Source organism: Rickettsia sp. Tenjiku01 (assembly GCF_001653015.1).
In the GTDB taxonomy this organism is placed as follows: Bacteria; Pseudomonadota; Alphaproteobacteria; order Rickettsiales; family Rickettsiaceae; genus Rickettsia; species Rickettsia rickettsii.
On the sequence record NZ_BCMR01000003.1, the window covers coordinates 175514 to 189509 of the forward strand.

Sequence of the window (13996 nt, forward strand, 5' to 3'; positions counted from 1 at the left end):
ATAATAACACATTACTAATTATTTTTCCAGTATTTTATTATTTATTTCTTTATAATCTCCGGGTTTTAGATTATCTATTGTAAAATTACCATATTGAATCCTAATTAATTTGTTAACTTTTAGTCCACAATACTCGAATATTCTTCTAATTTCACGATTTTTTCCTTCAAATAAAACTACTTCAAACCAACCATTAGTCTTATTTTGCTTAAGTAATTTTATCGAATGAGGGTTATAAAATATCCCGTCAATTTCTAAATTTTTATAATTGCTTTTTAGTAGAATATCAGACTTCCCATACGCCCTAACATGATATACTCGCTTTAACCTACTTGAGGGGAGCTCAAACTGATGAGCTAAATCACCGCTATTAGTTAGTAATAATAAACCTTCGCTATTTAAATCCAGCCTACCTATTGAAATAACACGAGGTAAACCGGTTAGCTGTTCAAACACCGTTTTACGAGATAAAGGATCTTTATGAGTGGTAATTAAACCAACAGGTTTGTAATAAATCCAAAGCCTTGGTTTGTGTATATTATTGATTAATGTGCCTGATACTTCAATTTGATTACTAATATCAACATTTGTAGTCGGTGATAAAATTGTAATGCCGTCTACTTTTACCTGTCCTTCAACTATCAGCTTTTCAGCATCACGCCTAGAACAAACTCCTGCATTACTAATTATTTTAGCTAATCTATGCATTTTTAAATATAGTAATTTTCAATAGACCTCTTCCCAAGCGTTGCTTCTAGAGATAATTTATACGTCGATTCGGTACTCGCATCTTCACGTATTTCTATATATGCTGTGGTGCTGTGTCCCGTGTCTCCGTTAAATTCCTCTCTATAAGTTGGTTTGGGAATAGGTCTAATAAGAATATATAAAAATACCCTTAAAAAGCAATATTAATAATTTTACATAAATTATTAATATAATTATACTAATACCGCTACATATGTTTTAACAAAATTAAACGAATGTTAATTTTACTTATCAAAACTTTTTATTCTTTAAAATTCTTATCGTCTTTTTTTAGCTGATTTTCTTTTTAACAAAAATTAAGTCCTTTGCTTTAATCTAAACTTCATTAAATTATGCAAAAACTTATTGGTTCAATCCTGTTAATTTCAGGTACTTGTATAGGTAGCGGTATGATAGCACTACCCATGGTATTAGCAAAATTAGGTTATAATACCTAGTATAATATTGATATTTGTAATTTGGTTTATAATGTATTATACTTCTTTAATTAACCTAGAGCTTAATCTTCAAGCAGGTAAAGGCTTAACACTTGGGCATTGGGAAAATATTTTTCAGGACATACTGCTCAAATCATCGGTACTGTAAGCCTTAAGCTCCTTTCATATGCTTTACTTGCAGTTTATATACGGAGGCTCTTCAATATTACAGAAGTTATTAGCTTTAAATACAAGTATAACTTAATATAGGAGCATGGTGTATTATTATTACCTCTAAAAGAAATATCTATATGGGGTATAGTCACTCCGGTAGTTTTTACTTCATTTAGTTTCCAAGTAATCTTCCATACCTTAACTAATTATTGTAACAAAAATGCTAAAGACGACGTTTTTATTTGGAAGCTTAATTCCTGCAATAGTATATATAATTTGGACTTGTAGTATTCTTATTGTAGTACATCATAATAATCCAACATTTTATCAACAAATGATTACCAGTAATGTAGAAGTCGGAGATTTAAGGAATTAAGTAATATAGCAAAATGACCATTCGTACAATTATTAGTTTAGATAATTTCAACTCTTGCTATCGTTATATCAATACTCGGAGTAGGAATAGGGCTATGTGATTCCCTTAAAACTATGTTTATGAATTCGATACCGAATGTAGTAATGCGTAATATGACTGCTTCTATCGTTACTATATTACCAGCTTATATTGTAGCAGTAGTAGTACCTAATGCTTTTATTATAATTTTAGGATTTGCTGGTATGATTCTCGTAATTATTGCAATTTTATTACTGGTTTATCTGTTATATAAAGCAAAGATAAATAATTTATTATCTTGAATTACAAAAACAATATCTAATTATTATATGTGTAATTGTTGAAATGCTTATAATGGGCTATGAACTTGTTAATATAGTAACTAAATAATAAGGTTATTTATTATATATAAATATACTAGTAATATTGAAAAATAGGAATTTTGTAAAAATAAATATTATGATAATAGGAAATAATATAGAAACAATCAAACATGTAAGAAATAACGGGCAAATATTCGTAGGGAAGAAATATGAAAACAGATACAAGTTTTAACATCAAGTGACGGTACTATAATAATAAAGCCCGGTAAGTTCATTCCTTATAATGAGATGCTTGATAAAGCAATAGGATAGACAGAAAAAAATAAAAGATAAACATCGTCATTGCGAGGAAGGTACGAAGTAACTGACGAAGCAAAATCTCAGGCAAAATTCCTGAGATTGCCACGCTCACTAACGTTCGCTCGCAATGACGAGTTTGGTATCCACGCAATAATGACGTAAAACAATTCTGATTTAATTAGAGTTAAAAGTTCTTGTCTCCAAATTACCAAATTTAGAAAATTGACTATCATAATAAAGCGGAACATTTCCAACTGGTCCGTTACGATGTTTTGCAACAATTATATCGGCAATATTATATACTTTGTTGAGCTTATCTAGCCATGCGGCATGTTTAGCATCGCCTGCTGCCGGTTCTTTTCTAGTTAAATAATATTCTTCACGATAAATAAACATTACTATATCAGCATCCTGTTCTATAGTTCCCGATTCTCGAAGATCGGATAGCATAGGTTTTTTGTCCTCACGTAGTTCTACCGCTCTTGAAAGCTGAGATAACGCAATAACCGGAATATTTAACTCTTTTGCTATTGCTTTTAAACCTTGGGTTATTTCTGAAATCTCGCTAACTCTATTTTCGGATTTACTTACTCCTCTAATTAATTGTAAATAATCAATAAATAATATACCAAGATTATGTTTGCGTTTCATTCTTCTAGCTCTTGTTCTTATAGCGGAAATAGATAGAGCAGGGGTATCATCGATAAAAAATTGTAATTCCGATAAAGTATTTGCTTCCTTGCGAAGACGGTTATATTTTTCTTCACCTAGAATCCCCGTACGAAGAGAAGTAGAATCAATTTCTGCACACATTGAAAGTAGACGTGTGGTTAGCTGTTCTGAGGACATTTCTAAAGAGAAAAAACCTACTGACTGAATTTCTTGATTATCTCTAATATTTTTAAGACGCATATTATTACAGGCATTAAGTGCAAGATTTATAGCAAATGCTGTTTTACCCATAGACGGACGTCCTGCAAGAATTATAAGATCGGAATTATGAAAGCCGCATAATTTATTATCTAGATCAATCAAACCGGTAGATATACCGATTATATGATCATTATTTTTCATAGCCCTATTAATACTAGCTAGTGATTCTGAAATAGATATACCGATTTTGGTAAAACTTTTTTCATTCAAGCCTTCGCTAGCTAAATCGTAAAGTTTAGCTTCGGCATGTTCAATCTGTTCCTTTGCTTCAACTTCTAATGAAGAATTATAGGCATTATTTACTACTTCTTCACCGATATTTATTAAATTACGCTTTATTGCTAAATCATATATTATTTTACCATAATCAACCGGATTTATTACCATCATTGAGATAGTTATCAATTTTGCTAAATACTCCGCTCCTTCTACTTTTTGAAATAGTTCATCTTGAGTTAACATACTACGTAAAGTAATAGGTGTAGCTGTCAGCCCTTTTTCAGTAATTTTCTCAATTGCCTTATAGATTTTTTGATGAATAGGTTCAAAAAAATGTTCATCACGTAAAAATTCCGATACGTAATTTAGTAATTCGTTATTGGTTAAAATCGCCCCAAGTAGCATTTGCTCTGCTTGAACATTTGAAGGTAAAACCCTTGGTATAGGTAAATTATCTTCGTTATCAGCTAATATATTTGTTTCGTTATTTATTTTATTACGTGCCATTGTTGTTTGTTAAATTATTATATGGTTTGAAAAAAGAAGCCCTTTATGTCATTACCACGAGGTATTGTTGCGTGGATACCAAGTCGTCATTGCAAGCAGCCGTAGTGCATGGTGATAAAAAAATTCTGTAAATCAGAATTTTTACTGGATTGCTTCGTCAATTACTTATGTTATTTCCTCGCAATGACGTTAAAATCGCTCCACACGACAAAGCCCAAAACAAAACATTTTACATTATTCATGCTTTGCTTCATTTCTACGTTCAGCGATTAATTTATCTACTAAACTTTCTTCCGGTGAAAAATATTTATTAATGATATTACAGGCTTTTTTAAATGCAAGTTTTAATAGTAAAGTTGATACTTTATTGCTCATAACTATCCCAGCGTTTAATTAAATTAGTTTCGATATCGAAAAAATCTAAAACTCTAGTAATAGAATGATTCACTATATCATCTATACTTACAGGGTTATTATAAAAAGCCGGCACGGGCGGCGATATAATGCCACCGTAACTCGCTACTTTTAACATATTTTCTAAATGTCCGATATGCAAAGGAGTTTCACGGGTCATTAAAATAAGTTTCCTTCTGTCTTTAAGTACAACACCTGCCGCTCTACTAATTAAATTATCTTCCATTGAGTGAGCAATACTTGCTAAGGTCTTCATACTACAAGGGGCTATTATCATGCCTGAAGTTTTAAAAGAGCCGCTTGAAATAGTAGCACCTAAATCTTTATCGTCATAATAATAATTAGCCAGTAGCTTAACTTTATCTATAGAATATTTAGTTTCGAGCTTTATAGTAAGAACTGCTCCCTCTGAAATAACCAAATGAGTTTCGATATTTTGTTGCTTTAGTACTTCAAGCAAACGAATACCGTATATTGCTCCTGAAGCTCCAGAAATTGCTATAACAATTTTTGTTTCTTTATTCATCTAGGTTTCTATAATTTATCAGTTTAGTATATAATAATAAAAAAATTATAAAATACATTATATATGCGAATAGCAAAAATATTATTACCGGTAGCAAAATTATTTCCGCTAGATTATTTAATACCTGAAGATTTAGAGCTAAACATAGGTGATCTTGTTGTAGTACCTTTTAGAAATAAGGAATTAACCGGCATAGTATGGGAGCTTGTGTCAAATTCCGAGGCAAAAAAAATAAAAACTATTAGAGCGAAAGTACCGTTAAACTTAAATATTACTTCAGAAGTTTTAGCATTAATTAAATGGATGAGTAGCTACTATATGTCAGAGCTTGGGAGCATAGCCAAGTTAGTATTACCTATAGATATTGCTGAAAAACCGATTAAAGTTAAGGAGCAGAAAGTCAATAATAACTTTGTGCTACCTGATTTGTCAGAAGAGCAGAAACAAGCAGTAACAATTTTAAATGAAAGTAATAAGCCAACACTTGTCAAAGGTGTTACGGGATCAGGTAAAACAGAAATATATTTTCATCTAATAGCAGATTACTTAGCAAAAGGCAAACAAGTGCTTGTTATGTTGCCTGAAATTGCTTTAAGTACACAAATTATTAATCGTTTTATAGAGCGATTCGGTTTTGAGCCTATCATATGGAACTCAAGCGTTACCAAAGCTCACAAGAAAATGATTTTAAGAGGTATATTAAGCGATAAAGTTAAAGTAGTAATTGGGGCTAGAAGTAGTTTGTTTTTACCTTTTAAAAATCTCGGTTTAATAGTTATAGATGAGGAACATGACGATTCCTATAAACAAGATGACGGTATATTATATAATGCTAGGGATACGGCTATCGTAAGAGGTACATTTGATAAAGCACAAATTGTTTTGTGTTCGGCAACACCGTCTATTGAAACAATACATAATATAGAAATTGGTAAATATCAATTGGTTACATTGGTTAATAGATACAAAAATGTCGATTTGCCAAATATAGAAATAATCGACATGACTAAAGAAAAGCTATCTAAGCATTCCTATTTATCCAAGCTTCTTATAGAAGCTATCAAAGGTAATTTAGATAATAAAAAGCAAGTCTTATTATTTCTTAATAGGCGTGGTTATGCTCCGCTCATGCTATGCAAAGCTTGCGGTCACAGATTGACCTGTAAATTCTGCTCTTCTTGGATGGTAGTACATAAAGCGACTCAAAAACTTGAATGTCACCATTGCGGTTATCAAAGTAAAATTTTTAGTTCTTGTCCTGAATGTCTAGAGGATGAAACATTAACTATCTGTGGTCCAGGTATAGAGAGAATAGAGGAAGAAGCAAAAGCACTTTTTCCTGAGAGTAAAATTGCGGTGATAAGTAAAGATCATGCTAAAAGCCCGGAAAAAATAGCACAGCTTCTACATCAAATGGAAAATTTAGAAATTGATATTTTAATAGGCACACAAATAATAACAAAAGGTTATCACTTTCCGAATCTTACTTTAGTTGGAGTAATAGATGCCGATCTTGGAAGCAATAATGCCGATCTTAGAGCATCTGAGCGAACTTTTCAGCTACTACATCAGGTAGGTGGTAGAGCGGGTAGAGGAGATAGTAAAGGTGTAGTATATTTACAAAGCTATTATCCTGATAATACAATTTTTAGTTATGTTAAAGCCGGTGATGAAGATAGTTTTTTTGCAAATGAACTTGAAATAAGAAAATCAGCAGATATGCCGCCATTTTCCAAAACAGCATCGGTAATTTTGTCAGGTTCCAGTGAGGCTAAAATTCTAGAAATTGCTAGGGATATGGTCCGAATTGCACCAAAAGCAAACGTGAAAATTTTAGGACCGGCAAGCTCATTAATGTCAAAACTCGCTGGTAAATATCGTTACCGAATACTTATTATAGCCGATAAGAAATTTAATTTGCAGAAATATTTAAAATATTGGCTAAGCCTTATAAAAATTCCTTCTTTTTGCCATCTAAAAATAGATATCGATCCTAAAAGTTTTTATTAGCTTCTATATCTTTCTCCTTGATTCTTCGACGGTGGAACATTAGATGAATGAGGAGAAGGATTGGTAAGAGATTTTTGTATTTCTGCTATAGCTTTTTTAGTATTTTGAGTAGAATTTTTATAGCATCTTTATAAAAAGCAGCTTTAGCTTTATCTCCAGTAAAAGAATATTTTATAAAATTACCAATATTTTTCCAAATAGGATTATTATCCATTTTTGTAGTTTTTTCACACCATTTACCTACCTCTTTCAGTTTTGCTTCAACTTTAGCTATAGCAGCTGGATTATGTTTATTATCATCATAAATCTGAATAATATTATTTACTTTTTCTTTAAATTCAATGTGTTTTCTACTTTGTTTCAAATGAGCTATTATATCATCATTGTTTACTCATTCTCTCAGATTATCAATTATATCAGATAGTGTAGGTGGTTCAGGTAATTTATAATGTTGATTGATTTTTTCAAATTTATCTTTGTGTGGATGATTCTTGATTAGATCATCTTCTATAAAAGAAACAAACTCTTTTTGAGGTACTCCTACTTGTTTTATTAGCCGTCCTAATGGATTGTTCATAAGCTTTAATAATAACATCAAGACGCTTCCCTGCCATAGAACCGCTTAATGCTATATATCGGCTAAATTCCGGAATCAAAGCATCTTTAGTATCAATATTATGATCTTTAAAAATTGCTCTATTTTCTCTTTTACGGTTAAATTGGATTGTTTTTTAGGTGTTGCTTCCGGTACTTTTGTTTGTTCCGGAGCCGGTGTTGAAAAAATAATAGGCTTTTGGGTTTCAACTTGCGGAGATGGGGTGTCAACAAATATATTAAGTGCTTGGGAATGTGTAGTTAAGTCAGTCTGTTTTTTATGTGCCTAGTTCCATGCCTTTATTTGCTCAGAAGTGGGTTTTGGAGGAACAGCCGGTTTTGTATTTTTTGGTGGGTTATTTGACATATTTTTTGATTTTTTCCCACTCTTGTATTCTATCTTTTACTGATTTTGGAATATTATCTTGTGCCATATTAAGCTCCTATGTTTATTTACATAATTAAACAGCTTGCTTAAATTTTTAATAAATTGCAAGCAAAATTTCTTTTTGTAATGCAATATTTTTACTATAAGATAGTTAGGTTATATATTTTATATATTAGAATCCAAGTTATTAACTAAAATGAGATATGAATTTTATGTACCCCCATATTAGACTTAGAAGAAATAGAAAAGCTTTTTGGCTTAGAGAGTTAATATCCGAAAGTAATTTATCGGTTAGTGATTTAGTGTTGCCTTTATTTGTTATTGAAGGACATAATGAAAGGCAAGAAATTAAAACTATGCCTGGTATATATCGTTTATCGATTGATCAAATAGTAGAAACGGCAAAAGAAGCAGCAGAGCTTGGTATTAATGTTATTGCATTATTTCCGAGTATTGATCAAAGTCTAAAAAGTGAAAATGCCGATGAGGCTTATAATTTAGATAATTTAATATGTAGAACTATTAGAAGCATCAAAAACGCTAATATCGATATTGGTATAATATGCGATGTAGCACTTGATCCTTATACTACACATGGTCATGATGGTATTGTGCATCATGGGGAAGTTGATAATGATAGATCAGTAAGAGCTTTGTGTAATCAGGCATTAGTGCTAGCAAAAGCTGGAGTAGATATTGTTGCACCTTCCGATATGATGGATGGAAGAATCAGGGCTATAAGGGAATACCTTGACAAAGAGGGATTTATAAATGTTGGAATTCTTGCTTATGCCGCTAAATATGCTTCAAGTTTTTACGGTCCGTTTCGCGATGCTGTTAAGAGTAATAAAAAGAATTATTTAGATAAATCAAGCTATCAAATGGATGTACGTAATATTAAGGAAGCAATGCTTGAGATTGAGCATGATATAGCAGAGGGAGCCGATATGGTAATGGTGAAGCCTGGTATGCCGTTTTTGGATGTTATTCGTGAAGCGGCAAATAATTTAAATGCTAAAATTTTTGCATATCAGGTTAGTGGAGAATATGCAATGTTAAAATTTGCAGCAGAAGCAGGGGCAATGGATTGGGCGAGAGCTTTGATGGAGTCATTAATTAGTTTTAAACGTGCCGGTGCCACAGGTATATTTACCTATGCAGCTCTTGAAGTAGCTGCAATATTAAAGAACAATAAAATTAAGTAGAAAACGGTTTCTGATATAAAATAAATAATATGTTTTATAATTATATCAAAATTATCAATGTGATGTAAATCATTATAAAGAGGCGAAGATGCAAAATAAGAAATCAGTATTTAAAGGTTGGAATTTTTTAAAGCCTAAAGGAGGCGGAGCTAATGAGGTAGGAGAGCATGGTGGAGTATATCAAAGCTTAGACGGTAAAATTACGGCAATGATAAAAAAAGAGGCTTCAAGCTCAAAAAATATAGCTGAGTTTTTAGGATCTCAAATTTTTGAAGCTATAAGTCCTGGAAATGGAGCAAAGGTTAATTTAATTGCTCCTGATGATTTTAATAAATCTAAAGCCGTTGATTTGCAAATATATGTCAAATCTGAATTTTTTGAGAATTATAGTAGTGATATGTATGTGGACATGGATAAACATATGTCTGCTAAAACTAAACCGAGTTCTTGGTTTAGAAAGGACGGCGGTAGACCACTTTTTATGGGGGCTAGAAATAAATTATTTAGAACCTTAGAAAATGCTTTTAAGGAAATTAAGTATCAGAACTTTGAAAACATTATGCCGGCAAGTTTATTGATCGGCGATTTTGATATACATGTTGGAAATATAGGAGTTATCAGAGATCAAAAAAATCCAAAAACTTTACCTAAATTAGTAAGAATTGATTTTGCTGGTAGTTTTGATAATTTAACATATAATATATATCCGCATTCAAGAGCCAAACATTTGCCTGGATTCGGTCCCACTAACCATTTTAGAGAATTTCCTTCTAATTTAAGAACAAAAAATCCTAATTTTGCCGATAGCTTACTTGCAGTTTCTAAAATTGATTTAAGCAAAACTATTGATAAAAGTTTTGATGCATTAACTAAATATTATAGTAATGAAGCAATTGCAGAATTTGCAAAACAAGCGATGCCAAAGCAATTTAATAATAAACAATCTAAAGAAATAACGCCTGAAGAAATTAAGGCTAGTTTAATAGATACAATGAAAAAAAGGCAAGAATCCTTAAAGGAATACGGCTTAGAAATTAAAGTAAATAGTTTAATTTCTAAAAAATATAGTTTTCCTTATTACGAAGTGAAAGCGCAAGGATTAAAAACATTAATGAAAGAGTATCCTGATTATTTTGCGAAAATTCTTAATTATGAAGAAAGAAAAAAAGGAGGACAAAAACTTAAATTAAGAAATAAAATTACTACTAATTGTGCAAGAATTTTAGAAATACTTGGTATTAGAGATAGTGCGAAAACACATTTAATAAAGACAATAAAAAGTTTAAATGAAGATATTAAAGATGAAAGAAATTTAGCTGGTTCTGCTGATAAAATAAAGAAAGAACCAAAACAAAAATTGGTAAAGACAAATATATATGCAAACAGAGAATATGTAGATGCTCTAGAAAAATTTAAGAAAGAAGTTGGAACGGATGATATTGTTAGTGTTACTCCAAGTCAATTAGGTCTAGCTAAAAAAGCTAAACAAAAAGACCAAGATTTATTAAAATTAGATGAAGAAAATCTAAAACATATAAAGAATCTAAAAGAAAAGGTTATGAAGCCTACTCAAACTACTGCAGCTAGTGTTGTTAATAAAAAGTCTACACCGGCTAAAACGCGATAACAAATGAACCAAGCAACAAGAAGCCTACAACTAAGTAATTAATCAGTAAAAGCCCATATTGCATCGGCAGCTTAATTATCTCAATCTTTTTAGAAAAATACATGGCTTTTACTACTTTAAGATAATAAAACGCGGCAACTACACTGGTAAAAATACCACAATAAGCTAATGCGAATTCTTCTTGATTAATTGCTTGGTAAAAAAGGTAATATTTACCGAAAAATCCTGTAAGAGGAGGGATGCCAATCATTGAAAACATAACTATGCTAATTACAGCAGCTATAGTTTTATGATACTCTGCAATTCCTTGTATAGTTTTAAAACTAGCTTTATCAACGTCTTTACCGAGCAGTATAATTAAGCAAGTAAAAAATCCTATACTCCCTACCGCATATATTAGAATATATAGTAGAGCTGCTTTATATCCTTCTTGATTATGCAGAAGAACGCCGATTAATACATAACCGATATTTAAAATAGTACTATAAGCCATTAATCTTTTTAGAGAAGTTTGACGAATGGCTCCAAAAGCTCCAAACAGCATAGATAATATAGCAATTATCTTTATTAAATTATAATTAATAGGGTAGTAATTACCTATAATTAATTTGCCGATATTTAATAAAACAATAACCATACCTATTTTTGAGGCAGCGTTGAAATAAGTAACCGAAGTAATCGGTGATCCTTCATATACGTCAGGGACCCAAAAATGGAGTGGAACACTTGAGAGTTTAAAGAAAATACTACTTAAAAATAGTACAATACCGATTATTAAACCAAGATTCATTCCGGAATTATCATTTAGTTTATATAAGATATCCTCAAATTGTAGGCTTCCGCCGAATCCGTATATAAAAGAAATACCGAATAATGATAAACAACTAACTAAACTACCTAAGATAAAATATTTTAAAGCACCTTCCGATGATTTCATATCATTTAATTTGAATCCTGCAAGTGCATATGAAGTTAAAGCAGTAAGCTCCATACCGCAGAATAATAATAGAAAATTCCGTGATGAAATTGCAACAAAAATACCTACAACCGATAATAACATTAAAGTAATAAATTCAAACTTTAATTCCTCAGCAACAAGAATAGAGTAATCACGGTATATAATCATGGAGATAATAGTGAATAGTAGCACTATGCTTTTACTAATACCGATATTTATTCCGGTAGCAAATGAGTACCATACTCCTTCATAACTTGAGTACTTAAAGGTAAGAAAAATTGATAATATGCATAGTAAAATAATGATATTAGAAATAATTCTATTTTTATTTGGTATTATTACGGCAAAAAACTGCCCTAAAAGTGCTATTAAAGTCAAAGTTATTTCAGGAAGTAGCAGTAGCATATAAAACTAATATTATTTATGGAAATATAAATATTAATAAATAAATCATTTTTTATCAACAAACTTATATATAATATTGCACTTTAATACTACCTCTAATTAAAATTATTTTCTTCGTAAAATTATATTATACAAAAAAAAGCCTCAACATGATGAGATTGTATAATATAATTGTACGTAGTGCATTTGAAAACCCTATAGTTTCTAAAGCCCTCTACAGCTTAGTTCTAATAATCCTTCTTTGTTCTTATTCTTTAGCAGGATTCGTATCCTGTGCAAATATATTATTACCGGCTATTAAAATTCCTATGGCTACTATTTCATAACCATAGTGCTAATTTTGTTGAGTGTATAATGTCTTATATATTAATAATTAATAGTTGCAATAAATAAAAAATAAATTATTTTGGTTAATCAATTTTAAATTGCTTAAATAAAATTACATTCTTAAACTCACACCTATAATTGTTTTAATCTAATTAGGTTTTCTAATAAAAATATACTTTCTACCATTAAGTAAAAATATGAAGCCTTCTACTTCAAAATCATTAACTGACAAGTTAAGAACCTTATATAGTTCTCACGATACTTTACCAAAGCTAATAGAAGATACGAAAAAAAGCTCAGTCTTGAGATGAATATTAAGTAAAATTACAGATATTATTTAGTGAAGACGATGAAGCAACTAAAGCAGCATTACGCGATAAAGTTGTCGGAGAAAAGAGATCGATAGAAATAGAGAATATTTTTAAAGCCATAGATACGGAAAGATAAGAGAGCTGTTTAATAAAAATTATCAAGTTCAAGAAGAAAAAATTGATATAGTTAAGTCACTAAATGAAGAACATAAGTTTGAGATACTTCGCAGAAATCTACCTAATAAAAGTGAATCAGAAATAAAAAATATCATTGAGCAAGTAAACAGAATAAAAGCAGATGTCGGTAAAGTACTGTTACTCGGTAGTGCAGGAATAGGTAAAACCACGTTAATGCATTATATATCTTATAAATGGGGAAAAGGGGAGTTATGGAGCGATAAGTTTGATTATGTTTTTAGAGTTAAAAGAATTATTAAATGAAAGTTAGCAAGACGGTTATAGTGGGTATTTTGATATTAATAATTTATCTCAAAGTCAGCTTAATTGTTTTATCCATTATTGTTTAGGCAGTAGTGAAAGTACCTTAAGTGTTAAGGAAATAATGGATATCCAAAATAAAGATAAGATGTTGTTATTACTTGACGGGTATGACGAAGTAGCACATCTAAATACTCGAGATGTAAAAAGTTAATAGATAAAATATTAGAATATCAAAACGTAATAATGAGTTCTAGACCTAATGCGGTTGTAGAAGAAATGCGTAACAGGTTTGCGCGGAAAGTAGAAAATACAGAACAGGCTGGGATAGTGAGGGAATAGAGCAATATGTACATAAAAATTTTGAGTATGATAAAGAGCTAGGAGTGCAATTAAAACACTTTTTGGATACTCATAGCCAAATAAAAGAAATATGTGAAGTGCCTATCAATACTGCATTAATATGTTTGGTTTGGAGTAATCAAGATATAAGGGATCAGTTTCACAAAAACAGCAATGAAGATTTGAATATAAGTCGTTTATATAGTGAAGTAATAAACTGGCTTAATAATAGGCATATAGAAAAAAACAAAATATAAAAATAAAACTGAAGCTAATGATATAGATGAAGTTATAGAACAAGGATGATTAAAAAGCAAAGGAAGTAATTATCAATCTATTCACTTAACTATTCAAGAATTTTTAGCCGCATGTTATTTAAAAAATCAGTTAACAGATAATAAGATGCAAAAATAAGGT

At 30.7% G+C, this 13996-nt stretch carries 16 protein-coding genes; 9 read left to right on the forward strand and 7 right to left on the reverse strand.

Features of this window, described 5'->3' with window-relative positions:
* Positions 1-18 precede the first annotated feature (18 nt).
* Entirely contained in the window at positions 19-708 is a 690-nt protein-coding gene (locus tag TENJIKU01_RS01355) for a pseudouridine synthase (RefSeq protein WP_064428913.1), read from the reverse strand.
* A gap of 392 nt (positions 709-1100) precedes the next feature.
* Here TENJIKU01_RS01355 and TENJIKU01_RS09385 point away from each other — a divergent pair, with 392 nt between their 5' ends.
* The 3 genes from TENJIKU01_RS09385 (at position 1101) to TENJIKU01_RS09395 (ending at position 2054) form a co-directional block, all read left to right on the forward strand.
* Entirely contained in the window at positions 1101-1205 is a 105-nt protein-coding gene (locus tag TENJIKU01_RS09385; protein ID WP_012150982.1) for an aromatic amino acid transport family protein, read from the forward strand.
* Positions 1206-1212: 7 nt separating this feature from the next.
* Complete coding sequence (locus tag TENJIKU01_RS09390; RefSeq protein WP_227779811.1) at positions 1213-1353, forward strand: hypothetical protein; 141 nt, start codon at positions 1213-1215, stop codon at positions 1351-1353.
* Between the two features lie 467 nt (positions 1354-1820).
* Positions 1821-2054, forward strand: a complete 234-nt coding sequence (locus TENJIKU01_RS09395) for an aromatic amino acid transport family protein (protein ID WP_082894447.1) — start codon at positions 1821-1823, stop codon at positions 2052-2054.
* Positions 2055-2549: 495 nt separating this feature from the next.
* On the opposite strand, the gene TENJIKU01_RS01370 is transcribed toward TENJIKU01_RS09395, so the two are convergent.
* The 3 genes from TENJIKU01_RS01370 to TENJIKU01_RS01375 all read right to left on the reverse strand — a co-directional run bounded on the left by TENJIKU01_RS01370 (position 2550) and on the right by TENJIKU01_RS01375 (position 4974).
* On the reverse strand, positions 2550-4034 hold the full coding sequence (locus tag TENJIKU01_RS01370; protein WP_064428915.1) for a replicative DNA helicase: 1485 nt from the start codon (positions 4032-4034) through the stop codon (positions 2550-2552).
* 234 nt (positions 4035-4268) lie between these two features.
* Positions 4269-4409, reverse strand: a complete 141-nt coding sequence (locus tag TENJIKU01_RS08780; protein WP_172795007.1) for a hypothetical protein — start codon at positions 4407-4409, stop codon at positions 4269-4271.
* Positions 4399-4974, reverse strand: a complete 576-nt coding sequence (locus TENJIKU01_RS01375) for a UbiX family flavin prenyltransferase (protein WP_064428916.1) — start codon at positions 4972-4974, stop codon at positions 4399-4401. The genes TENJIKU01_RS08780 and TENJIKU01_RS01375 overlap by 11 nt, the downstream gene beginning before the upstream one ends.
* A 63-nt stretch (positions 4975-5037) precedes the next feature.
* Here TENJIKU01_RS01375 and TENJIKU01_RS01380 point away from each other — a divergent pair, with 63 nt between their 5' ends.
* On the forward strand, positions 5038-6984 hold the full coding sequence (locus tag TENJIKU01_RS01380; protein ID WP_064428917.1) for a primosomal protein N': 1947 nt from the start codon (positions 5038-5040) through the stop codon (positions 6982-6984).
* An 85-nt stretch (positions 6985-7069) separates the two neighbouring features.
* Here the strand turns inward: TENJIKU01_RS01380 and TENJIKU01_RS01385 are convergent, their stop codons facing one another.
* Both TENJIKU01_RS01385 and TENJIKU01_RS08785 read right to left on the reverse strand, forming a co-directional pair.
* A complete protein-coding gene (locus tag TENJIKU01_RS01385; protein ID WP_064428918.1) occupies positions 7070-7348 on the reverse strand; it encodes a hypothetical protein in 279 nt (92 codons plus the stop codon).
* 27 nt (positions 7349-7375) lie between these two features.
* The gene (locus TENJIKU01_RS08785) at positions 7376-7561 is read right to left on the reverse strand and encodes a hypothetical protein (RefSeq protein WP_064428919.1); all 186 of its coding nucleotides are present in this window, start codon (positions 7559-7561) and stop codon (positions 7376-7378) included.
* Positions 7562-7661: 100 nt separating this feature from the next.
* Here TENJIKU01_RS08785 and TENJIKU01_RS01395 point away from each other — a divergent pair, with 100 nt between their 5' ends.
* The 3 genes from TENJIKU01_RS01395 (at position 7662) to TENJIKU01_RS01405 (ending at position 10798) form a co-directional block, all read left to right on the forward strand.
* Positions 7662-7868, forward strand: coding sequence for a hypothetical protein (locus TENJIKU01_RS01395; protein ID WP_064428920.1), 207 nt, complete (start codon positions 7662-7664; stop codon positions 7866-7868).
* 310 nt (positions 7869-8178) lie between these two features.
* Entirely contained in the window at positions 8179-9171 is a 993-nt protein-coding gene (gene hemB, locus TENJIKU01_RS01400) for a porphobilinogen synthase (protein ID WP_064428921.1), read from the forward strand.
* Between the two features lie 88 nt (positions 9172-9259).
* The gene (locus TENJIKU01_RS01405; RefSeq protein WP_064428922.1) at positions 9260-10798 is read left to right on the forward strand and encodes a hypothetical protein; all 1539 of its coding nucleotides are present in this window, start codon (positions 9260-9262) and stop codon (positions 10796-10798) included.
* On the opposite strand, the gene nuoN is transcribed toward TENJIKU01_RS01405, so the two are convergent.
* A complete protein-coding gene (gene nuoN, locus TENJIKU01_RS01410; protein ID WP_064428923.1) occupies positions 10785-12161 on the reverse strand; it encodes an NADH-quinone oxidoreductase subunit NuoN in 1377 nt (458 codons plus the stop codon). The two genes, TENJIKU01_RS01405 and nuoN, sit on opposite strands and share 14 nt — an antisense overlap.
* Positions 12162-13150: 989 nt before the next feature.
* Here nuoN and TENJIKU01_RS09400 point away from each other — a divergent pair.
* Both TENJIKU01_RS09400 and TENJIKU01_RS09155 read left to right on the forward strand, forming a co-directional pair.
* Complete coding sequence (locus TENJIKU01_RS09400) at positions 13151-13240, forward strand: NTPase (RefSeq protein WP_231567149.1); 90 nt, start codon at positions 13151-13153, stop codon at positions 13238-13240.
* A 383-nt stretch (positions 13241-13623) separates the two neighbouring features.
* Complete coding sequence (locus tag TENJIKU01_RS09155) at positions 13624-13836, forward strand: N-acetylglucosamine kinase (protein ID WP_153019847.1); 213 nt, start codon at positions 13624-13626, stop codon at positions 13834-13836.
* The last annotated feature ends 160 nt before the right edge of the window (positions 13837-13996 follow it).